This window comes from Haloferax sulfurifontis, from assembly GCF_014635105.1.
Taxonomy (GTDB): domain Archaea; phylum Halobacteriota; class Halobacteria; order Halobacteriales; family Haloferacaceae; genus Haloferax; species Haloferax denitrificans.
Genome location: NZ_BMCI01000006.1, coordinates 103522 through 124434, shown reverse-complemented (window position 1 = coordinate 124434; position 20913 = coordinate 103522). Strand labels below are relative to the sequence as shown.

Genomic DNA, 20913 nt, shown 5'->3' with positions numbered 1-20913 from the left:
AGAGACGCGTTCGTGCTCGACGTACTTGAGCGACCGGGTGTGAGTAATCGGGTGTTTCGGTCGCAATCGGTCACCGCGACTGACACTCCGCGCCGCGCGCCGGTCACAACCGCGTGTCTTATCAGTTCTCCGTCGGACCCTCAATGCGACGAGCGGCGGGGCGTCGATTTCCGACGTCCCGGACCGAGGGACCGACGTGACACGCGATACAGATTCCACGACCGACGAGGCCTCCGCTCCCGCCGAGAGCGACGCGCTCGGCTGGCTTCCGGAGCGCGTCGAACTGCCGAGCGACGAGTGGGTCATCTACCCGCTCGGCGAGCCGCGCCCGGCGAACTTCGCGCTCCGCTTCGAGAAGGCCGTCCCCGCGGTGCTCGTCGGTATCGACTCCGGCGACTCGCCGGGCGTGCACGTCCTCCCGCATCCGGACGGCCTCTCCGTGTCGGCCCGGTTCGGCGGCGTCGTCGACGACTCGGTCCGCGAGTTCGAGCCGCCGTCGTCCGACGCCGAGCGCGAGGCGGTCGCCGCGTGGGCCCAGACGTGGGTCGACCGCGTCGACGACCGGGCCGAGCGGGCGCGCATCCGGACGGCCTGCGCGCCGGTTCCGAACGCCGGCGACCGCGTCTCGCGGGCGCTGTTCGAGCACTTCGGGAGCGCGGACGCCGTCGCGGCCGCGGTGCTCGAACGGAACACCGCCGCGCTCAGGCGCGCGTCGGGCGTCGCCGAGCAGACCGCGGCCGACCTCGTCGTCCACTACGGCACCGACGCGGAGTGGGAGCACTACCGCCGCCACCGCGACGCCGCCCCGTGACTCAAACCGCGATTTGACTCTCGCGTAGGGTTATTCCCGTCCGCGACGACTACTGGGTATGTCCCTGACACGACGCACCGTCCTCGGTTCGACCGCCCTCCTCTCGTTCGGCCTCCTCGCCGGCTGTGTCGGCAACGGAGGGTCGGACGACGGCGCGACGACTGACGACGAACAGACGGACACGCCGACTGACGACCCCACGACCGACGAGCCGACGGACACGACAGACGACCTTCCGGACGGAAACGGCACCGACGACGGAACCGGCGGCACTCGTCCGTCCGGCGGCCCCGGAATCTCGCTCGTCGGCGTCGACGACGCCCCCGACGTGCCGGTCGAACACGACGTCGAGATAACCGAGGACCTCGCGACCGACGAGCACCCGCCGCAGGTCCGAATCACGCTGACGAACACCGGCGACGAGACGGTCGAGGTCGGCGAGGGCAGAACGGTCTTCTTCCAGTACGTCTCGGACACGACGAACGACCTCATCTTCCTCCCCGCGGACGGAGAGTACCCCGCCGAGGCGGGCTGTTGGCGGCTCGAAGACCACATCGCCGTGACCGAGGAGTACCGGATTCTCTCGCTCGAACCCGGCGAGTCGCGGTCGGAACTGGTGGACCTCTACGGCGTCGCCCAGTCCGAGGGCGACGAAGCGAGCTGTCTCCCGGTCGGCGAGTTTCGCTTCGAGGCGGCCTTCGCCGTCGGCGACCTCTCGGGGGCTTCCGACGGAGACGACAGACAGGAGGCGGCGTGGGGCTTTTCGCTCACGCTTGAGTGACCGGCCGCGGGAACCGCCTCACGCCTGCCGACGCCGTCGATGCGGGCCTCACTCGGCTCGCCGTGCGGCCGAGTCCGAGACGACCGACCAGTCCGCGGGGTCGATGTCGTGTCCCTCGACGGCGCCGTGTTCGGGATACGCCGTCGTGACGAGATACGTCGCCCTCCCGGAGAGGTAGTCGGTCAGTCGCCCGAGGTTCTCGTCGGCGATGCCGCCGAGGCGGTCCACGAGCATGACCGGCACGCGTTCCGCCACGTCGAACGCCTCGTAGCCCGCGAGCGCCGTCGCCAGTCCGAGGAGTTCGACCTCGCCCTCGCTGAGCGCGTCGAGCGACGCCTCGCGGCCGTCGCGGGCGACGACCAGTTCGAACTCGCTCGTCAGTCGCGCGCTCTCGAACCCCGTCTCGAACAGCGGGACGATGTCCCGAATCGCGTCGTCGAACGCGTCTCGTGTCTCCTTCTTTATCTCTTGTTTCCGCCGCCGGAGGCGGGTTATCTCTTCGGTGAGCGACTGACGCTGTGAACGCAGTGATTCGAGCTCCTCGGACTTCGATTCGGCCGATTCGAGTTCCGACTTCGCGTCGTCGAGGCGCGCCTTTGCGTACTTCAGGTCGCTTTCGATATCGGTCACCTGTTCGGCATCCGATTCGATTCGCTCGCGGAGGTCGTCGATTCGCTCGGCGAGTTCGTCGTCGCGTTCGCGCGCGTCGTCGAGGCGGCGTTCGAGGTCCGACCGGCGCTCGCGGAGCTCCCGAACGTCGGTCTGAAGCTCCCGTTCGCGTCGGCGTCGCTTCTCGCGCGATTCGACGCGCTCCGTGAGTTCCTCGACGCGTTCGCGGTTCGCCTCGGCCGCCTCGGTGCGGCGGTCGATTCGCTCGGCGAGGTCGTCGAGCCGCGCCGTCACCGACGAGGCGTCCGTCTCGGCACCGCAGACCCAACACGTGAGGTCGTCGTCGACGAGGCCGTGGGTCACGTCGGTCAGCAGTTCGGCCCGGTCTTCGGCCACGACGCGGCGGTTCGCGTCGTAGACGTCCCGAAGGAGTTCGATATCGCGTTCCTGCTGGCGGAGCTCCCGCTTCGCCGCGTCGAGCTCGCGCGCCAGCTCATCGTCGTCTTCCACGTCGAGTCCGTCGAGCTCCTCGCGACTCGATTCGAGTCGCTCTCGGACCCGCTCGGCGGTCGATTCGAGCCGGTCGATGCGGCTCTGGACGCGGGAGCGCTCCGCGCGGGCGTCGCTGAGCGCCTCGCGCGTCTCGTCGCCGCCGGCGGCGTCCGCGGACGCCGCGCGCTTCGCTTCCAACTCCTCGACCTCGGCTTCGAGTTCCGACACCCGACCGGCCAGCGTCGGCAGGCGTTCTGCCGCGTCTTCGGCCTCCGAAAGCGCCTCGTCCACGCGGTCGCGCTCGCGGCGCGCCTCGGCGATGTTCGCGTCGATGTCCTCGAAATCGAGCGGGCGCGTCAGGAGGGGTTCGAGGTCGTCGCCCTCGCGGACGGCCCGCCGAATCTCGTTTTCCTCGCCGAGGAACGCGAACAGGTCGGCGCAGACGCGGTCGACCTCGTCGGACAGGTACGGCTCGCCGGTCGTCCGGACGTGCCGTCCGTCCCGGGTCAACTCGACGGTGTACTCCCTTTCGTCCGTCGAAAGCGAGACGCGCCCCTCGGCCGCGCCCTCGGTCAGCGGCGACGCCGTCCCGAAGGCGGTCGCTATCGCGGCGAGGAAGCTCGACTTCCCCTGCCAGTTGCTCGCGCGGACCGCGTTCAACCCGGGTTCGAGCGTCGCGCTCCCGCGTCGAATCCCGGCGACGTTCTCCACGTCGAGCCGCCAGCTCATGCCATTCCGGCGGCCGCGACGAGTTCGAGCGCCGCTCCGGAGAACTCGCCGAGCGCGAGGCCGGCGCTGGAGAGCGCGCCGATGGGGAGCACCGCCCGGAGCCGCCCGCCCGAGTCGGCCCCGCCGTCGGGCGCGACGCCGGTCTCGCGGACGGCCTCCTCAGCCATCTCGTCGGCACCGGCGTGGTGCTCCTGACAGACGAACCCGCGGTCGAGCGCGTCTTCGAGCGGGACCCGCGTCGGGCACTCCGCGCAGGACACCTTCACCTGCACGTCGACGCCGGCGTCTCCGGCTCCGGCGAGCCGCCCTTTCTTCCCCAGCGACGCGAGCGCCGACTCGGCCTTCTGTCTGACCGTCTCGCGCGCGATGTCGACGCTGTTTCGCTCCCAGTCCGAGGACGCCTCGACGGTCGGCTTCTCGCCGTCGAGACAGTCGTTGAGGTGGCGTCGCATCGTGCTCCACGACGCCATCGCGCCCGTCAGCTCGTCGGCGTCGATGCCGTCCGTCGCGAGGTCGGCGGCCACGTCCCCGTAGTCGAGCTCGTCGTCGCCGACGAGGGCCTCGTACTCCGCGTCGAGGCGCACGTCGGTCACGTCGCGACCGTTCCGCTCGTAGACGCGCGCGAGCAGTCGCTTGTTGAACCACGCCGTGAGCGACTTGTACCCTTCGCTTTCGCCGCCGTCGGCCCCGGTCCACCGCGCCAGCAGATAGTCGTCGACGGAGTCGTACCTGCCGGTCGGCGCGGCGAGCCCGTACCGTTCGATTGCCACGTCGACCTTGCACATTGTCTCGTTGCACGAAACTGGTGGCGCGACGGTAATAAGACTACGCTTGGCGGGCAACCTCGTCTCATTCCCGGCCGCTGTCGTCTGTCTGTTGCGTCTCCACTCGCCGCTCGCCTTCCTGCTGTTCTGCTTCCTGTCGCTCTGCTTCCCGCCGTTCCGCTTCCTGTCGCTCTGCTTCCCGCCGTTCCGCTTCCTGTCGCTCTGCTTCCTGCCGTTCCGCTTCCTGCTGTTCTGCTTCTCGTCGCTCTGCCTCCCGTCGCTCGGCTTGCCGTCGCTCGTTGCGCTGTTTGGTCCGGAACTGTCGGAAGCGCTCTTCCTGTTCGCGTTCGTCGAGGTACCGCCGTATATGCCGTTTTTCCACCTCCAAATCCGGGATGAGCCGCTGGGAGAGGTAGTTGACGCGGAGCCGAAGCCGTCGAATCTCCGCGAGGAGTCGCAGGAGGACCGCCCGCATCTCCGCCAGCCTGACGACGTCCTCCACGACCGACTCGTAGGACCCGACGAGCTCGTCGTCGAGCGCGCTCGTGCCGAGGACGCCGTACCCCCGCCCGTCGAGCGACCGCCGCGCCGACGTGCTCAGAAAGAACGGGACGGTCAGCCCGACGAGCTTCGTCTCGGAGACGATGAGCTCCGTGTGAGAGCTCCGCGCCTCCGAGAGCGCGCGAAGCGCGATTTCGCCCTCCCGCTCTGCGCCCCAGACGTGGAGCTCAGCCGCGTCGCGGAACGCCTCGTCGGTCTCGCGGCGCAGTTCCGTCCACCGGTCTAACAGGTCGAGAAGGACGAAAACGAGACTGTCGCGTCGGCGTTCGAGGATGCGTTCTCCCTTCCGCGCGAGCGATAACTCGTCGGTCACCGAGAGTAACTCGCGGCGCGTCGGGGCCGTCCGCCGGTGTCGCCGATTCGGCATTGTATACGCTACGGTCGCCCCGACGGTTGATATACTTGTGTCACCGACACGTCCCAGCCGATTTGACAAGGACTAAGCCGTTGTCAATATCGACTCGAACACGAGCTATGTCTGGACACACGGCCGCCGAGTCGACGCGCCCGGCGGTCACGGCGACAGCCGTGAGGAAGCAGTACGGCGACACCGTCGCGGTTCGGGACGTGTCGCTCGACGTTCACGAGGGCGAGGTGTTCGGTCTCATCGGCCCGAACGGGGCCGGGAAATCGACGCTCCTCGGCCTGCTGACGGGGACGCGAATCCCGACCGAGGGTTCGGTTCGGGTGTTCGGCGAGTCGCCGACCGCGGTCGACCGCTCGCGGATGAGCGTGCTCCCGCAGGAGTTCTCGCCCCACCGGCGACTCTCGGGCCGCGAGCTCGTCTCTTACTACGCCGGGCTCTACCCGGACCCGCTGTCGGTCGACGAGGTACTCGACCGGGTCGGTCTCGACGCCGAGGACGCGGCGACGGCCTACACCGACCTCTCGGGGGGTCAACAGCGCCGCGTCTGCGTCGGCGCGGCGCTCGTCAACGACCCCGAACTCCTGTTTCTGGACGAGCCGACCACCGGCATCGACCCCGCGGGCCGCCGCGACGTGTGGGACCTCGTCGACTCGCTGGCCGACGGCGGGACCGCCGTCGTGCTCACGACGCACTACATGGCCGAAGCCGAGCACCTCGCCGACCGCGTCGGGCTCCTCACTGACGGCGAACTCGTCCGCGTCGGTCCGCCCCGGAACCTCGTCCAGCGCTTCGGCGGCGAGACCCGACTCGCGGTCCGGACCGAGCGCCCCCGCGCGCTCGACCTCGACGCGACGCCCCTCGACGGCCGGCGGTACGGCGACTACGAGTACCGCTTTTTCGACGCCGGTCCCGACGACCTGACCGCGATGCTCGACCACCTCGACGCGGCCGACATCGCCTACGAGGAGGTGAGTCTCGTCCGCCCGACGCTGGAGGACGTGTACCTCAACCTCGCCAGCGAGCGCGGCCACGACTGCATCGCCAGCGCAGGTCCGGCGGGCCTCGCCGGGAACGCCGAGGTGACGCGATGACGGCCGCGGAGACGGGCGGAACGGACGAGACGGCCGCGGCGGCTGAGACGGCCGCGGCGGTCGAGACGAGAGAGACGGCCGACGGCAGTCAGACCCGCGGGTTCGCCGAGGCGGCCCGCCGGGTCCGCGCGGAGGCCGTCGCCGAGACGCGCGCGTTCCTCCGGCGGCGGACGGCCGTCTTCTTCACGTTCTTCTTTCCCGTCTTCATCGTCCTCATCTTCGGCGTCCTCGTCAAGACCGGCGCGACCGGCGGCCTGTTCTCCCGCCCGGACGCGTACTACCTGCCCGCGTATCTCGGCGTCGTCGTCGTGCTGACGCCCCTGTCGCGGGTCGGGAGCACCGTCGCGCGAAACCGGGCGTCCCGACGCTTCGAGAAGCTGGCGACGACGCCGCTGTCGCGTCTGGAGTGGCTCTCCGCGCACGCGGCCGTGAACGTCGCGCTCATCGGCCTCGCGGGCGTCCTGCTCGTCGGCGTCCTCGCCGCCGTCGGCGACCTCGGCGCGGCCCCCTCGCTCGGCGGCGACGCGCTGGTCGTCGCCTTTCTCGTCGTCGGTATCGCCCTGTTCTGCGGGCTCGGCTCGCTCATCGGCTCGCTCGCGGACTCCGAAGACGGCGTCATCGCCGCCAGCAACGCCGTCGGCATCCCGATGGTCCTCCTCGCGGACACGTTCGTCCCCGCGTCCAGACTCCCCGCGGCGCTCCGCCCGGTGGTCGACGCGCTCCCGCTCACCTACTTCGCGCGCGGCGTGCGCGCCGCCGTCGCCGGCGGCCAGTTCCCGACCGCGCTCTCCGACCTCGCTATCCTCTGTGGCTTCGCCGTCGCGCTGTTCGCGCTCTCGGCGCGACTGCTCCCGTGGCGCGAGTGAGGCCGCTCACTCGCCGTCGCCGTTCCGGATGTGATAGTCGTCGCGGCGGCGCTTGAACCACCGCGTCACCCACGAGATGACGCCGAGGTCGCGCTTCGCCATGATGACCGTGCTCGCGGCGTCGCGGCCGACCGTCTCCGGAATCGCGCCGAAGACGAGCTGTTGGAGCAGGCCCTCTCTGGTCGCCCCGATGACCGTCAGGTCGAACTCCTCGGTCGCGGCGACGATGGTCGCCGCCACGTCCTCGCCCTCCCGGACCGACGTCGTCACCAACTCGTCGTCGCCGACCGCGGCGGCCGTCGAATTCACCCGGCGCTGGGCGTCCTCGCGGGCGCTCTCGTCGGCGTCGGGCGCGACGACGTTCATCACGTGGACCGTGGCGTCGTTGGTCCGCGCGATGGCGCGGCACACCTCCGCGGCGAGTTCGGCGTGCGGGCCGCCCGCGGTCGGCAGGAGAATCGAGTCCACCTCGCCGTCGGTCGGGCCGATGCGCTCGACGAGCACGTCGCAGGGGGCCTTGGTCACGACCTCGTCGACGTTGCTCCCGAGGATGTAGTCGCGGCGGCGACCCCGGCCGCGCCAGCCCATCAACACCACGTCGCTGTCGTGTTCCTCGATGGTGTTGAGGATGGCCGTCCCGGCGTCGTGGCCCAGCCTGACCGTCCCGCTGACGGGCACGTCGGCGTCGGTCGCCAGCTCCATCACGGCGGCGATGGTCCCGCGCTTCTCGTCGACGAACCGCCGCCCCTCCGAAATCGGCGTCTGCGACGGCACCTCGACGGCGCTCATCACGAGAATCTCGGCGTCGCGGTCGCGCGCCACGTCGATGGCGGTCCGCATCAACTGCGCCGCGTTGTCGGGGTTGGCGATCGGGACGAGCACCTGCGACTCGCGCCGCTCGGGGGCGCGTTCGGTCACGACGGTCGGGGTCTCTTCTTCGAGCTTCTCGGCCTCTTTGCCCTCGGAGTAGCCGTAGTACACGACGAGTCCGAGCGCCATCCAGACGGCCGTGGTCACGAGCGCGACGAAGCCCTCTGACCCCGCGCCGAGCCCCGGCGTCAGACCGAGTTCGAGGAGCAAAAACGGCGTCAGGATGAACTGGAGGACGATGCCGATGAGCGGGGGCCACGGCATGTACGGAATCTCGTACGTCCGCGGGAGGTCGGGGTGGGTCGCCCGCATCTTGACGACGGTCCAGTTCACCTGGATGAACAGGAAGATGAACATGATGTCGGCGGCGGCCGCGACGCTCTCGATGGGGAGCAACACGGCCATGAGACCGATGAGGACCGCCGAGAGGCCGATTGCCCAGTGGGGCGTCCGCTTGTCGCCGTGGATGCGCCCGAAGAAGCCCGGGAGGACGCGGTCCCGGCCCATGGCGAACGACACCCGCGAGGAGGAGTAGATGGTCGCGTTGAGCGCGCTCATCGTCGCCGCGAGCCCGGCGAACAGAAGCAGTGGGACGCCGTACGGGACGAACTGCCCGGCGGCCTCGATGATGCCGAGTTCGCCGAGGTTCCCGAGGACCTGCCACGTCGGCGCGGCGGTCGTGAGTCCCGCGCGACTCGCGAGTTCGGCGGTCACGTCGATACCGCCGATGGCCGCGAAGGCGACGAGGACGTAGATGGGAACCACGATTGCCATCGAGTAGAACACCGCCTTCGGGACGTTGGTGCCGGGGTCGACGACCTCCTCGCCCGACTGGACGATTATCTCGTAGCCCTCGAAGGCGATGTAGGTAAAGCCCATCGCGCCGATGACGCCGACGAGGCCGTTGGGCGCGAACGACGGACTGTCGAGGAACGTCGCCGTCCAGTTCGGCTCGCGCACCGTCGCGAGGATGCCGAAGGCCACGAAGACGCCGAGGATGAGAATCTTGATGGTCGTGACGACGACGCCCGCCTTCCCCGTCTCCTCGGCCCCGCGGTAGTTGATGTAGGCGAACGCGAGCACCATCACGACCGCGAGCAGTTTCTCCACGAGCAGGCGGTCGAGCAGGCCGAACAGGGCGAACCCGTCGGGCAGGCCGGCGAACACCACGAAGAACTCGGTGAGGAAGACGCCGAACGTCACGGCGTAGAGCGCGCACGCGACGGCGTGGGCGAACCAGCTCATCCACCCGGCGTAGAAGCCGTTTGGGTCGACCAGCGCCTCCTTCACCCAGAGGTAGCCGCCGCCCGCCTCGGGGAACGCCGCCCCGAGTTCGGCGTAGGAGACGGCGGTGAACATCGCCACCAATCCGTTGAGTATGAACGCCACCGTGAGCGCCGGGCCGGCCAGCCCAGCCGCGAATCCGGTCAGCGCGAAGACGCCCGCGCCGATCATCGCGCCGACGCCGATAAACGTGATATCGGCGAGGCTCATGTCGCGCGAGAGTTCCGTTTCCACCGACTCTTCACCGGGTGCGTCGCCGCCCCCGGCGGTCGATTGCGTGTCGGCCATCAGTTGGACTCTCGAAGGGCGGGCAGAAAAACCCCGATGGGTGACGGCCCGGATTCGAGCCGCCGTCGTCGGGTTCTCACCCGCAGAATGCGGGTCTTTCTCGGCCGGGTTCGGCTCGGCGCGCTACCCGCCGAACATCGTCCGCATCATGGGGTGCATCTCCATGAGCTGTTCTTCGGCGATTTCCTCGTACAGCTTGTACGTGATAGAGACCGTGAGGAGGAGCGAGGTCCCCGAGACGCCGCCGATGGTGCCGAGCATGTTCGCCATGACGGCGAGCAGGCCGACGAGGACGCCGCCGACGACCGTCACCTGCGGGATGTACCGCTCCATGACCCGCTCTATCACCTGCGGGTTGCGGCGGAAGCCGGGAATCTGCATCCCGGAGTTCTGAATCTGCCGCGCGGTCGCCTCCGGACCCATGTCGGCGGTCTCGACCCAGAAGATGGAGAAGATGGCCCCGCCGACGAGCATCAGCGTCAGGTCGATGGCGACGCGGACGAGAATCTGCCACGGCTCTTGGGACGCCGACCCGAGCCACCACATCCACTGGCTGGGCGCGTGAATCGGGTTCAGGTAGTAGAACAGGCCGCCGGTGACCTGCCCGCTCGTGTACTGGCCGAGCCACGCTGGCATGCCGACCCACTGGCTGTTGAGGATGCGCCCGAGGAACTGGACGTTCGCCTGCAGGGCGCGGACGAAAATCATCGGCAGGACGCTCGCGTAGATGAGCTTCACGGGGAAGCGACCGCGAGCGCCCTTGACGCGGGCGTGCGAGAGGGGAATCTCGACGCGGACGCTCTCGGCGTAGACGACGATGCCGAAGATGAGCACCGTCGTGATGAGCGGGACGATGCCGCCCACGCCGAACAGGAGCGCCTGTATCCCGCTCGCCGTCGCGAGCGACGGGACCGTCTCGGTCCCGGCGAGGACGTGGACCCACTCGGAGACGATGCCGGTCGTCGACGCGCCGAAGGCGGGGTCGGCGAAGAGGCCGCCGACGAGACGCTGGCTGACGCCGGCGATGATGAACAGGCCGACGCCGGAGCCGACGCCCCACTTGCTGACGACCTCGTCCATGAACAGCACGAGCGCGCCGCCGGCGAATATCTGCGCGAAGATGAGCCACTTCACGCCGACCGCTCCGACGCCGAGGGCGCTCGCGACCGCCGGGTCGGCCGGGAGGTAGCCCCCGGCGAAGACGATGGGGAGGCCTTGGAGGGCGATCATCCCGAAGACGAGCAGTTTCTGGAGGCCCTGATAGAGGATTTGGTCGCCCGGGTCGTCCGTGTCGAGGCCGAGCAAGTCCCCGCCCTGTAGCAGTTGGAGGACGATGCTCGCGGTGACGATGGGACCGATACCCAACTGGAGGATGGTACCTTGTCCCCCGCCGAGGATGGAGCGGAACTGCCCGAAGATGTCCTGACTTCCCGTCCCGACGCCGAACAGCGTGACGTTCGTCAGGAAGAAGTACAGGACGAGAATCCCGGCGGTCCAGCCGAGCTTTCGGCGGAACGGGACGTGGCCGTCCGGGCGGGCCACGGCGGGCATCCGACTCAGAACCGGTGCTGCGGTGTCTTTCCAACTCATGGTCGATTGCGAGTGGCTGTTGGCGATTGCATGGTCTGTCGCGCCGACCGGCGTCGTCACTACGCGAGCGGCGTCCGCACGGGATGCCGTCGCTGTGCTCGCGAATCGGCGTTTCAGTCAGTCGTGGCCAGTCGTCGCGTATAACTGTATCGATGCGGTGACTATCCGTCGGCCGGCGTCGGTGCCGACGGGGACGCCGCGGACCCGACCGTCGGAACCGGTTCGTCGAACGATTCGCGCGGCTCGGCGTCGACGACGCGGAGCGGACGCCGCCGGCCCGCCCGGTCGAACGCGGCCACGCAGTCGTCGTCCCACGGCGGGACCGCGACGAGGACGACTTCGCGGAGCGTGTCGCGCTTCGTCGCCGCCAGCGGTCCCCACGGGTGCGAGACGAACTGCCCCGGCGTCCGCCCCGGCGCGGTCGCGAGGTCGACGCCGAAGACGCCCCGGACCGCCGCGCCGGCGCTCGGGTGGACGAAGTGGCTGAACACCCGTCGGGTCTCGTCGAGCGACTCCGCCCCGTCTAACTCGCCCGCGGCGGCCGTGCCGAGCGACAGCGATTCGCGGCTCGGTTCGGCGCGCGCCGCCCGGTCCAACAGCGCGTCGAGTAGTCCGCGCGTGACGTACACCGCCTCGCGCTCCGCCCCGCCGCGTCGCCGAGCGCGACGCGGCCCGACGAGCCGGGTGGCGACGGCGACCCACCAGAGGCCGACGCCCAGCACTTCGGCGTCGCTCGCGGCCCGTAGCTCCCACGGGGGATGCGGCAGTCCGAGTCGAAGCGTCGTGACCTGCACGGCGAGTCCGAGGAGGACGAGGACGGCTCCGAGCGCGGTGACGAGACGAGTGAGGCGGGCGACGGAATCGCGGTTCATCGGTGTGCTGTGGTCGGTCAGTCGCGGTGTCGTTTTCGGTTTGGCAATCACTAAGTGGTTGTCAGATGTTTCAGGTGAACCATCCTTGAAAAAGACTATAAGCGTCCACGCGAAACCCCCGATTGCCGTGTTTCACGGCCACGAAGCGGCCAACCGCTACCCATCGTCTTCGATCTGATAGCCCCTTCGGTGATAGAGCCTGCCCGGTGTCGTCACCGTTGACCGCTTCGACACGCGACACCCCATCCGACGCAGTCCCCTTGTTTCGGCATCGCGTCGGCGGGTGCGCGCTCGACACCCATGACGAGTACACAGCCACGATTGCCGGTCGAACGCTCGCTCGCTCGAACGACGCTCGGCGTCGACCTCGCGTCGGCGGCGGCGCTCGCCGTCGCGGCCGTCGTGTTCCGCGGCCCCCCGGCGGAGGTCGGCGACGACGTCGTCGCCAGCGTCCTCCTGTTGGGCGTCGCCTGTGCCGGCCTGTTACAGCTCGCGGCGCGTGGCGACCTCTCCTACGCCACGAAGTCCGCGGGTACCCTCGTCGGCCTGTGGCTCGTCGGCGTGTCGTTCGACCTCGGCGCGGGTCACCTCCTGATGTGGGTCGGCGTCGTCGCGGGCGGCTGTGTCGTCGCGACGCACGCCGCGCTCGTGCGCGCCGCCCTCTGACCCGCCTCGCGGCCGCTCGCCGGTTCGGCGTTCGAAACGAAACTGACAAACGCCCCATCGAGCAAGAGTGACTCGGATGCCCCAAAACCCGAGTGACGAGTCTACCCTGCGCGCGCGGATTCGCAGGGCGATACGGACGGCGGAGGTCGAGCCGCGGTACGAAGATATCGCGATGAACGTGCTAGCGGTCGCCATCGGCGTCGTCGCCGGGCTCGGGGCCGTCGTCTTCCGGGTCGGCATCTGGGTCGTGCAGGAACTACTCTACGGCACCTCGCTCAATCCGGGCAACGTCTCGTTCGCGCTCGTGCCCGTGACCAACGCCTTCGACCTCCTGTCCCCGCTCGGGCCGCTCCGCTACGCGGCCATCCCCGCGCTGGGCGGCCTCCTCGTCGGCGTCGTCGTCCTGCTCACGACCGACGCGGTCAAGGGCCACGGCGTGCCGAGCGTCCTCGACGCGATGCTGAACCGCGGCGGCCGCATCAGCCCGAAAATCGCCCTCTACAAGACGCTCGCGTCGAGCGTCGCCATCGGGAGCGGGGCGTCGCTCGGCCGCGAGGGTCCCATCATCCAAATCGGGAGCGCCGCCGGGTCCTTTTTCGGCCGGTTCGTCCGCTCGCGGCACACGCGGACGCTCGTCGCGGCCGGGGCGGCCGCGGGCATCGCGGGCACGTTCAACACGCCCATCGGGGGCATCATGTTCGCGCTCGAAATCCTCCTCGCGGAGTACTACCTCGGCCACGTCATCACGGTGGTCCTCGCCGCGCTGACGGCGACGGCGGTCGCCCGCCCGATTCTGGAGTTCTCGCCGACCCCCGGCATCCGCGAGTTCCTCGTGCCGGCGTCCTACCAGCTGGTGACGCCGGCGGTCGAACTTCCCATCTACCTGCTTTTGGGGGCCGTCGTCGGCCTCGTCGGCGCGGGCCTCGTGAAACTGCTCTACGGCGTCGAGCACTTCTTCGAGCGCCTCGACGCGCCGGGCTATCTCAAGCCCGCGCTGGGCGGGCTCCTGCTCGGCGTGAGCGTCCTCGTCGGGACCGTCGTCCTCGGCGTCGCCCCGGGGGAGGCCGCTGGCCTCCTCCTCGGGGTCGGCTACGGCGTCGTCCACCGGAGCATCGACGGCGGCTTCCTCTTCGGCGCGCTCGTCGCCCTGGCGGTCCTCAAGGCGGTCGGATTCTCCCTGTCGGTCGGGAGCGGGAGCTCGGGCGGCGTGTTCTCGCCGTCGCTGTTCGTGGGGGCCACCGTCGGCGGCGCGTTCGGCCTCGCGGTCCACGCGCTCGTCCCCGGGACGGCCCCCTCGGGCGCGTACGCGTTGGTCGGGATGGGCGGCATCTTCGCCGCCACCGCGGGCGCGCCGCTCACCGCCATCATCATCATCTTCGAACTCACCGGCCAGTACACCATCATCCTCCCGCTTTTGATGGTCAGCGTCGTCGGGAGCGAAATCGCGAGCTACCTCCTCAACGGCAGTACCATCTACACCCAGAAGCTCCGAGACCTCGGCTACACGGTCCAAGAGCGCCGCATCGGGAGCATCGAGGACGTGCACGTCGCCGACGTGATGACGACCGCCGTCGACACCGTCAAAGTCGGAACGCCGCTTTCGGAGGCCGTCAACCGGCTCCGAGACACCGACCACGGCGGGCTTCCCATCGTCGAAGCGGACGAGTCGCTCGCCGGTATCGTCGTCCAGAGCGACGCCCAGGGGTACCTGACCGAGAACATCGAGGCCCTCGACGGCGACGACGATCCGGCGGCGGATCCGCCGGTCGAGGAAGTCGGCACGCGGACCGTCGTCACGACGACGCCGAACAGCAACCTCCTCCACGTCGTGGACGCGATGGAAGCCGCCGACGTGGGCCGCGTCCCGGTCGTCGACGGGGCGACGGTCGTCGGCATCGTCACGCGGAGCGACGTGCTCGACGCCTACGACGACATCCCCATCGAGTCGGCGGTCGAGCCGATGCGCTGTCGCCGAGGCGACGAGGGGGCGCAGTCGGAGTCGCGGGCGGCGCCCCCCACCGCGGCGGGAGACCGCTGAGCCGACCGCCGAGCCGGCGGAAAATCAGTTCGCGCCGACCTCGGGACCGATGAGGACCCAGTGGAGTCGGTCCTCGCCGCCGGGGTGGCGCTCCCACCGGACGTGGTAGACGGCGGGCCCGTGCGGGCACGACGCACAGCCCTCGGCGCACGGCGTCCGCTTGTGGATTTCGAGGTAGCCCGCGTGCGGCACGACTCGCGTGAGCACCTCGTCCGGCCCGCGGAACCGGGCGATTGCCGCCTCGCGGTCGAGCCCGTCACCGTCGCGGTCGCCGAACTCGCCGTCGCCGTTTCCATCGTCGCCGTCGGGGTACTCACCCACGCGACGGCGTCCGCTCAGCGCTCCGCGGTCGCGCCCGTTTCCGACGTACTCGACGAGCGCTTCGAGTTCGGCCTCGTCGAGTTCGGTCGTCGTCGCGGGCGAGTCGCTCGGCTCTCGCCGCTCGGGTTCGTCGCGGTCCATGTCGAACTCTCGTCGCGGCGTCGGTTTATACGAACCGGTTTGAAAACCACTAAGGGATTGTCACGGCCCCCCGCGACGCACGCTTCGAGGGGCGGTTTCGCGTCGCTCAGGACGAGGTCGTGGACTCCGAGTCCGAGCGAGCGGTCCCGGAGGGGTCGATTCCGAGGAACTTCTGACAGAGCTGTCTGGCGGCGAACGAACAGAGGAAGTACCAGACGATCCACGCGGGCATGGGGCCGAAGACGGCGTCCTGCCAGCCCACCCGGCCGACGAGCGGGAGGATTACGTGCGCGGAGCCGGCGGCGACGTGGCCGCCGCGGACCTTCCAGCGCATCCAGAGGAACGCCGGGATGGTGACGAGCATTATCCAGACCATCGGCTTGAACTGCGCTTTCATCACGCTCCACTGGTCGCCCATCGCCTCCATCTGCTCCGCCTCGATGCGTTCGAGCGCGTCGTCGTCGCCGCGCTCTTTCGCCGCCTCCCGGCGCGACTTCAGGTCGTCCATCCGGGCCTGGTGGCGTTCGAGGAGTTCCGTGTCCTTCAGCCGGTCCTGCATCACGGTCGTGTAGAGGCCGGTCGCCGCGGCGAGGACGATGACCACGGCGTAGAACGGTATCGAGTGCGCCAGCGCCCCGAGCACGACGTTGTCGATGCCGGCGACCGCGTTTCGGACGCCGGCGTTCCAGTAGCCGGCGAACAGGACGACGACGCCGAGCGCGCCGAGCTTGTCCCACCGAGACCACGACGACTCGGCGTCGTCGCTCTCGTCTCCGGCGCCGGGGTCGCGCGACTGCAGTTTCGAGGCGATTCGGTCCGGGTCGGACAGGACGAAGCCGCCGGCCGCGGCGTCGGTCAGGACGCCCCGCTCGATGAGGCGACCCCACTGACCGCTCGACAGCGCGTCGTTCACGTCGCGCCAGCGGAGCTCTTCGGTCCCCTGTTTCGACCGTTCGACGACGACCGAGAGCGCCTCCCGCATCGCCGGGTTGTCCAGTAACGTCTCTAGGGAGTCTGCGGGCATTCACTCGCCCCTATTCGAGCGGTCGTTATCAACGCTTCCCTCCGCCGGAACCCGGCCGCGGTGACGCTCGGTGGCTCGGTGTCGCCCCGCCGGGCCGTCGCGGTCGCCGCAACCACGTTGTTCTCGAATCTGAGACGCAGTTCGGCCCGAACTCGCCGGAACACCGTGTGATCGCACTCGATGCGTCAGCCTCCCATGGTCGGTTGGATATATACGTCACGGAAAAATAACTTCCTCACATGTCGAACGCTAGCGCACCGACTTCCGAACTCACGGGTCCGACCCGACTCACGCTCAAGGTCTGGCACCCGGACTGCTGGACGCTGGAGGTGACGGAGAGCGTCGACGCCGGCGTCACCGCCCACACCGTGTACAATACACCCGAAGACACCGTGAAGGGGCATTTCACGGTCTACGCCGACCGGGTCGAAGACATCGACGACTTCGTCCGCGCGACAGAGCGGTCGCGGCTGACTGACTCCGTCTCCGAGCTGAGTCCGCGCCACGAGTTCGACAACGGCGCGTCGAACGTCGGGAACACGACGCGGGAGTTGATGGTCGAGTACGACCCCGAAAACAGCATGACTGACTCGCTTCTGTCCCACGGCTTCGTCCACGACGCGCCCGTCCGCGTCGACGACGGCTGGGAGTACTGGCCGGTCATCGACACCGCCGACCGGGACGACCTCCGCGAGCGCCTCGACTCGTTGGAGGCGGCGAATCAGGCCGAAATCATCGTCACCAAGGTCACCTCCGTCGCCGGCGCGAAAAACCACGTCTCGCACCAACTGGACAAGCTCTCGAACCGCCAGCGCGAGGTGTTCGAACTGGCCTGCCGGCGCGACTACTACGCGTGGCCGCGGGAGACGACGACGCGGGAACTGGCCGACGAACTCGACATCTCGAAGACCACACTGCTCGAACATCTCCGAAAGGCCGAGGCGAAACTCCTCAACCAGTACGCGGACCCCGGTCCGTAACGCCGTCGGTGCGATTCGTTATCCGATTCGATAACTGTCTTGCCGGTTTACTCCGGACGCGGTGGTGTCCCCACCGGGTCGCGTCTGTGCTCGCGGCCGCGTCGTCTCGCTCAGTCAGCCCCCTGTGGCGCGCGCCACTCGCAGTCCGTACAGCGTTCGATTCCGTGTCTCACCCGCGTCTCCGAGTCGCACTCCGGGCACCGCCGGGCCGACAGTCGCTCCGTGACTGAGTTCGTCATAGCTGAGTTCTCGGCGGAGGGTGAGTTATACTCATGTCTGTCCATGGGAGGGTGGTCCTCTCGCGGGTCGCTCAACGCGCGCGTCGCCGCTCGCGGTCGTCGCTCGGGCGGTCGTACACGCCGCAACTCCGACTTCGGAGTTCGCCCGCGCGCTGGAGTCGGCTACAGGCGTGTTCTATCTCGATAGGATGGCCGTCCACCTCGGCGAGTATCTCGTCTATCGGCGTCGGGCCCCGGCGGTCGAGAAGCGCGAGTACCGCCCGCTCGACTTCGTCCGTCCGCTCGTCTCTCACGCGCACCGACGCGCTTCCGACTCGCGTTTCGTCCCACGCTCGTCTCCCGGTGTCCGGTCGCCTTCGGCTCGCTCGTCGCTGGTCGTGACCATACCGGTGGTGTCCGCTTTTCGGTTATATACACATCCCCGACTATGATACGGTTCGGTCGGCTGTCCGGGTCGAAATATTATCACTACCTGACACTCGGTGCCGAACTCTTAGACTCTGCTTCAGGTGTCTGAAACGTTCGGATTTGCGGTATCTACCGATAACTACCGAACCGTCCCAACAGCGTTTCCATACATCTTTCGTTGACGACCCCGACCATAGTAGAACATCCGTATAACTACCTTCTGTTCAAGCGTTTGGGTAGGATTATCATGTCAGACTCAGAGGCGAGAACGGCGCGAGAAGAGTGGGGAAGCCGGTTCGGTTTCCTCATGGCGATGCTCGGCGCGATGGTGGGCGCGGGCAACATCTGGCGCATGCCGTTTACGACGGGCGAAAACGGCGGCGGTGCCTTCCTCGTGGCCTACATTCTGTTGTTGTATCTCATCGCGGTCCCCGGGCTGATGGCCGAGACGATGATCGGTCGCTACACGAACCACGGGGTTATCGGAGCGTTCAGGAAGGTTCTCGGGAGCAAGCGGGCCCAGGGCCTCGGACTCGTGGTCCTCGTCGTCAACGTGGCGCTGATGTCGTACTACGCGCCCATCATCGGGTGGGCGCTCTACTACGCCGGCCACTCGGTGCTCATGACGTTCACCCAGCCGGGGTTCCTGCCGCAGGCGTTCTGGGAGGGCTTTATCAACAACTCGGCGCTCGTCGTCGGGATGCACACGGTGACGATGGCCGGTCTGGCCGGCGTTCTCGTGTTCGGTATCCGCCGGGGCATCGAGCGCGTCGTGAAGTGGATGATCCCGTTGCTCGTCGTCGCGCTCGTGGCGGTCTCGATTCGCGGCATCACGCTCCCCGGCGGCATGGAGGGCGTCGCGTTCGTCTTCACGCCCGATTGGGGGTACCTCACCCGCGGGAGCACGTGGGTCGCGGCGCTCAGTCAGGCGCTGTTCTCGACGGGCCTCGGGTGGGGCATCGCGCTGACCTACGGGAGCTATCTCAGTCGGTACGACGACGTGCCGCTCGGCGGCGGCCTGTTCACCGCCATCGGGAACACGAGCATCGGCCTGCTCGCGGTGTTCGCCACGTTCCCCGTCGTCTTCGCGTTCGGACTCGAACCGAGCGCCGGGTCGAACCTGCTTTTCATCTCGATGGCGCAGGTGTTCCCCGAACTCCCCGGCGGGAGTCTGTGGGCCATCGTGTTCTTCGTCTCCTTCTTCTTCGCGACGTTCACCTCCGGCCTCGGCATCACCGAAGTCGCCGTCACCACGGTCTCCGAGGAGACGCGCCTCTCGCGGACGGGGGCCGTGCTCGCGTCCTGCGGCGCGATTTGGCTGTTCGGTCTCCCGAGCGCCTACTCCTCTGCGTTCCTCGGGCAGATGGACTTCATGTTCGGGAGCTTCGGCCTCCCGCTGGCGACGCTGTCTATCATCGCGCTCGTCGCGTGGAAGTTCGGTCCCGAGCGCGCCCGCGTCATCGACCTCAACCGTAACGCCGGCGTCTACGTCGGCTCGTGGTGGAACCCGGTCGTAAAGTACGTCATTCCCGTCGTGATGGTGTTCATCCTCGGCTACGGCGTCTACTCCAGCATCGGCACCCCGAACCAGCGGCTGATGCTACTCGGCGTCGCGTTCATGGCCGCGCTCGTCGCCGCGAGCACGGCCGTGATGAGCGTCGTCGGCGACGAGCCACCGTCCGGTTCCGCGACGGTCCCGGGAGGTGACGACTGAGATGGCGCTTTCGACGCTCACGTGGGTCTCGATGGTCATCTCGCTCCTCCTGTTGCCCGGCGTCGCGGCCGCGGTCCTCGTCAGGTCGCTCCGCACCGAGGAGCGCAAACTCGCGCTCTTGCGGGAGCAGGACGACGTCGATAGCTACTCGCCGCGGGCGCTTTCCGACCTCCGCGAGTGGATTCGCGCGAACCCCGACGACCCCTACGCACCGATTGCCCGTCGGCGCCACAACGAGTGCGTGCGGACGCTCCGGGAGATTGACGAGTCGCACTACGACTGGTCCGACGAGCAAATCGCTCGGCTCGAACTGGTGGACGAATGAACTCGGACTCCGACGCAGGCTCCGAAACCGACGCCGACGCCGAGTTCGTCCGCGCGCGCGACGACCTCGCGTTCGACGAACTCACCACGGACGCGTCGTTCACGACCATCGACACGCACACCGAGGGCGAGCCGACCCGCATCGTCGTCGGCGGCATCGACCGCTCGGCGGTCACGGGCGACTCCGTCCGGGAGCGCCGCGACTCGTTCGCCGAGACTCACGACTGGGTGCGCGACCTGCTGATGCGAGAGCCCCGCGGCCACGACGACATGTTCGGGGCCGTCGTCGTCGATGCCGACCACTCCGAGGCGGACGTGGGCGTCTTCTTCATGGACAGCCGGGGCTACCTCGACATGTGCGGCCACGGGACCATCGGCGTCGTCTCCGCCCTCCTCGAACTGGGTCGACTCGACCGGCGCGAGACCGTCCGCGTCGAGACGCCGGCCGGACTCGTCGAGGCGACGCCCGAGTACGCGCCGGACGGGGGCGTCGAGCGCGTCACGATACAGAACGTTCGGTCCTTCGTCTACGACGAGGTGACTGTCCCGGTCCCGTTTCTCGACTCGCCGCTCCGCGTCGACGTCGTCTACGCGGGCAACTTCTTCGCGCTGGTCGACAGCGACCAACTCGACCGACCCGTCGAACCACAGCACGCGGCGACGTTCGTCGATTGGGGCCTCGAAATCCGCGACGCCGTCAACGAGCGCCTCGATATCGTCCACCCGCTCACCGGCGAGGAGGGGTCGGTCTCGATCACCGAGATATACAGCACGCCCGACGAGGTGGACCGAAGTATCGTCGTCTTCGGCGAGGGACAGGTCGACCGCTCGCCCTGTGGGACCGGGACGTGCGCGAAGATGGCGCTCCTCCACGACGCCGGCGCGCTCGATATCGGCGAGTCGTACCTCCACGAGAGCATCGTCGGTACGCGCTTCGAAGGCAGACTCGTCGCGGCCGACGAGCGTGACGGCGTGACGCTGACGACACCGCTCATCACCGGGTCGGCCCGCATCACGGGGAAACACACGTTCGTCAAAGACGCGAAGGACTCGCTTTCCGGGTTCAGCATCTCGGCGGAGTAG

General features: G+C 68.6%; 19 protein-coding genes. 10 read left to right on the top strand and 9 right to left on the bottom strand.

The window, feature by feature from the left end; genetic code table 11:
• The first annotated feature begins 196 nt into the window (after nt 1–196).
• On the top strand, nt 197–811 hold the full coding sequence (locus tag IEV64_RS15995; RefSeq protein ID WP_007276438.1) for a hypothetical protein: 615 nt from the start codon (nt 197–199) through the stop codon (nt 809–811).
• A gap of 58 nt (nt 812–869) precedes the next feature.
• Entirely contained in the window at nt 870–1592 is a 723-nt protein-coding gene (locus IEV64_RS15990) for a hypothetical protein (RefSeq protein ID WP_188424418.1), read from the top strand.
• Nucleotides 1593–1640: 48 nt separating this feature from the next.
• On the opposite strand, the gene IEV64_RS15985 is transcribed toward IEV64_RS15990, so the two are convergent.
• The 3 genes from IEV64_RS15985 to IEV64_RS15975 all read right to left on the bottom strand — a co-directional run bounded on the left by IEV64_RS15985 (nt 1641) and on the right by IEV64_RS15975 (nt 5114).
• On the bottom strand, nt 1641–3422 hold the full coding sequence (locus IEV64_RS15985) for an archaea-specific SMC-related protein (protein WP_188424416.1): 1782 nt from the start codon (nt 3420–3422) through the stop codon (nt 1641–1643).
• The gene (gene rdfA, locus IEV64_RS15980; RefSeq protein ID WP_188424414.1) at nt 3419–4207 is read right to left on the bottom strand and encodes a rod-determining factor RdfA; all 789 of its coding nucleotides are present in this window, start codon (nt 4205–4207) and stop codon (nt 3419–3421) included. Before rdfA ends, IEV64_RS15985 begins: the two co-directional genes overlap by 4 nt.
• 64 nt (nt 4208–4271) lie before the next feature.
• Nucleotides 4272–5114, bottom strand: a complete 843-nt coding sequence (locus IEV64_RS15975) for a V-type ATP synthase subunit D (RefSeq protein WP_188424412.1) — start codon at nt 5112–5114, stop codon at nt 4272–4274.
• Nucleotides 5115–5221: 107 nt separating this feature from the next.
• Between IEV64_RS15975 and IEV64_RS15970 the strand changes: the two genes are divergently transcribed.
• Both IEV64_RS15970 and IEV64_RS15965 read left to right on the top strand, forming a co-directional pair.
• The gene (locus IEV64_RS15970; RefSeq protein WP_188424410.1) at nt 5222–6205 is read left to right on the top strand and encodes an ABC transporter ATP-binding protein; all 984 of its coding nucleotides are present in this window, start codon (nt 5222–5224) and stop codon (nt 6203–6205) included.
• The gene (locus IEV64_RS15965; protein WP_188424408.1) at nt 6202–7071 is read left to right on the top strand and encodes an ABC transporter permease; all 870 of its coding nucleotides are present in this window, start codon (nt 6202–6204) and stop codon (nt 7069–7071) included. Before IEV64_RS15970 ends, IEV64_RS15965 begins: the two co-directional genes overlap by 4 nt.
• A 6-nt stretch (nt 7072–7077) precedes the next feature.
• Here the strand turns inward: IEV64_RS15965 and IEV64_RS15960 are convergent, their stop codons facing one another.
• From IEV64_RS15960 to IEV64_RS15950, 3 genes are all read right to left on the bottom strand, one after another.
• A complete protein-coding gene (locus IEV64_RS15960; RefSeq protein ID WP_007276431.1) occupies nt 7078–9513 on the bottom strand; it encodes an amino acid permease in 2436 nt (811 codons plus the stop codon).
• 123 nt (nt 9514–9636) lie between these two features.
• Complete coding sequence (gene secY, locus IEV64_RS15955) at nt 9637–11103, bottom strand: preprotein translocase subunit SecY (protein ID WP_188424406.1); 1467 nt, start codon at nt 11101–11103, stop codon at nt 9637–9639.
• 161 nt (nt 11104–11264) lie between these two features.
• Nucleotides 11265–11975, bottom strand: a complete 711-nt coding sequence (locus IEV64_RS15950) for a JAB/MPN domain protein-containing protein (protein ID WP_188424404.1) — start codon at nt 11973–11975, stop codon at nt 11265–11267.
• Between the two features lie 300 nt (nt 11976–12275).
• Between IEV64_RS15950 and IEV64_RS15945 the strand changes: the two genes are divergently transcribed.
• Both IEV64_RS15945 and IEV64_RS15940 read left to right on the top strand, forming a co-directional pair.
• Entirely contained in the window at nt 12276–12641 is a 366-nt protein-coding gene (locus IEV64_RS15945) for a hypothetical protein (protein WP_229722706.1), read from the top strand.
• Nucleotides 12642–12717: 76 nt separating this feature from the next.
• A complete protein-coding gene (locus tag IEV64_RS15940) occupies nt 12718–14679 on the top strand; it encodes a chloride channel protein (protein WP_188424402.1) in 1962 nt (653 codons plus the stop codon).
• Between the two features lie 24 nt (nt 14680–14703).
• On the opposite strand, the gene IEV64_RS15935 is transcribed toward IEV64_RS15940, so the two are convergent.
• On the bottom strand, nt 14704–15141 hold the full coding sequence (locus tag IEV64_RS15935) for a hypothetical protein (protein ID WP_007276426.1): 438 nt from the start codon (nt 15139–15141) through the stop codon (nt 14704–14706).
• Nucleotides 15142–15247: 106 nt separating this feature from the next.
• Nucleotides 15248–16165 (bottom strand): DUF106 domain-containing protein, encoded by a 918-nt coding sequence (locus IEV64_RS15930; RefSeq protein ID WP_188424401.1) that lies wholly within the window; start codon nt 16163–16165, stop codon nt 15248–15250.
• 239 nt (nt 16166–16404) lie between these two features.
• Here IEV64_RS15930 and IEV64_RS15925 point away from each other — a divergent pair, with 239 nt between their 5' ends.
• Nucleotides 16405–17145, top strand: a complete 741-nt coding sequence (locus IEV64_RS15925) for a helix-turn-helix domain-containing protein (protein WP_007276424.1) — start codon at nt 16405–16407, stop codon at nt 17143–17145.
• 310 nt (nt 17146–17455) lie between these two features.
• Here the strand turns inward: IEV64_RS15925 and IEV64_RS15920 are convergent, their stop codons facing one another.
• Entirely contained in the window at nt 17456–17677 is a 222-nt protein-coding gene (locus IEV64_RS15920) for a hypothetical protein (protein WP_007276423.1), read from the bottom strand.
• A gap of 362 nt (nt 17678–18039) precedes the next feature.
• Here IEV64_RS15920 and IEV64_RS15915 point away from each other — a divergent pair, with 362 nt between their 5' ends.
• The 3 genes from IEV64_RS15915 to IEV64_RS15905 are packed head-to-tail and all read left to right on the top strand — an operon-like array spanning nt 18040 to nt 20913.
• Complete coding sequence (locus tag IEV64_RS15915) at nt 18040–19506, top strand: sodium-dependent transporter (protein WP_083874956.1); 1467 nt, start codon at nt 18040–18042, stop codon at nt 19504–19506.
• A gap of 1 nt (nt 19507) precedes the next feature.
• Nucleotides 19508–19831 (top strand): DUF8026 family protein, encoded by a 324-nt coding sequence (locus IEV64_RS15910; RefSeq protein WP_007276421.1) that lies wholly within the window; start codon nt 19508–19510, stop codon nt 19829–19831.
• A complete protein-coding gene (locus IEV64_RS15905) occupies nt 19828–20913 on the top strand; it encodes a proline racemase family protein (RefSeq protein ID WP_188424399.1) in 1086 nt (361 codons plus the stop codon). The genes IEV64_RS15910 and IEV64_RS15905 overlap by 4 nt, the downstream gene beginning before the upstream one ends.

What these genes read in the sequence shown, in the direction of transcription:
- IEV64_RS15945 (WP_229722706.1), top strand. Translation starts at nt 12,276, where the DNA reads ATGACGAGTACACAGCCACGATTGCCGGTCGAACGCTCGCTCGCTCGA.
- IEV64_RS15910 (WP_007276421.1), top strand. Translation starts at nt 19,508, where the DNA reads ATGGCGCTTTCGACGCTCACGTGGGTCTCGATGGTCATCTCGCTCCTC.
- IEV64_RS15935 (WP_007276426.1), bottom strand. Translation starts at nt 15,141, where the DNA reads ATGGACCGCGACGAACCCGAGCGGCGAGAGCCGAGCGACTCGCCCGCG.
- IEV64_RS15905 (WP_188424399.1), top strand. Translation starts at nt 19,828, where the DNA reads ATGAACTCGGACTCCGACGCAGGCTCCGAAACCGACGCCGACGCCGAG.
- IEV64_RS15960 (WP_007276431.1), bottom strand. Translation starts at nt 9,513, where the DNA reads ATGGCCGACACGCAATCGACCGCCGGGGGCGGCGACGCACCCGGTGAA.
- IEV64_RS15940 (WP_188424402.1), top strand. Translation starts at nt 12,718, where the DNA reads ATGCCCCAAAACCCGAGTGACGAGTCTACCCTGCGCGCGCGGATTCGC.
- IEV64_RS15985 (WP_188424416.1), bottom strand. Translation starts at nt 3,422, where the DNA reads ATGAGCTGGCGGCTCGACGTGGAGAACGTCGCCGGGATTCGACGCGGG.
- IEV64_RS15990 (WP_188424418.1), top strand. Translation starts at nt 870, where the DNA reads ATGTCCCTGACACGACGCACCGTCCTCGGTTCGACCGCCCTCCTCTCG.
- IEV64_RS15970 (WP_188424410.1), top strand. Translation starts at nt 5,222, where the DNA reads ATGTCTGGACACACGGCCGCCGAGTCGACGCGCCCGGCGGTCACGGCG.
- IEV64_RS15965 (WP_188424408.1), top strand. Translation starts at nt 6,202, where the DNA reads ATGACGGCCGCGGAGACGGGCGGAACGGACGAGACGGCCGCGGCGGCT.
- IEV64_RS15930 (WP_188424401.1), bottom strand. Translation starts at nt 16,165, where the DNA reads ATGCCCGCAGACTCCCTAGAGACGTTACTGGACAACCCGGCGATGCGG.
- IEV64_RS15925 (WP_007276424.1), top strand. Translation starts at nt 16,405, where the DNA reads ATGTCGAACGCTAGCGCACCGACTTCCGAACTCACGGGTCCGACCCGA.
- secY (WP_188424406.1), bottom strand. Translation starts at nt 11,103, where the DNA reads ATGAGTTGGAAAGACACCGCAGCACCGGTTCTGAGTCGGATGCCCGCC.
- IEV64_RS15915 (WP_083874956.1), top strand. Translation starts at nt 18,040, where the DNA reads ATGTCAGACTCAGAGGCGAGAACGGCGCGAGAAGAGTGGGGAAGCCGG.
- IEV64_RS15950 (WP_188424404.1), bottom strand. Translation starts at nt 11,975, where the DNA reads ATGAACCGCGATTCCGTCGCCCGCCTCACTCGTCTCGTCACCGCGCTC.
- rdfA (WP_188424414.1), bottom strand. Translation starts at nt 4,207, where the DNA reads ATGTGCAAGGTCGACGTGGCAATCGAACGGTACGGGCTCGCCGCGCCG.
- IEV64_RS15975 (WP_188424412.1), bottom strand. Translation starts at nt 5,114, where the DNA reads ATGCCGAATCGGCGACACCGGCGGACGGCCCCGACGCGCCGCGAGTTA.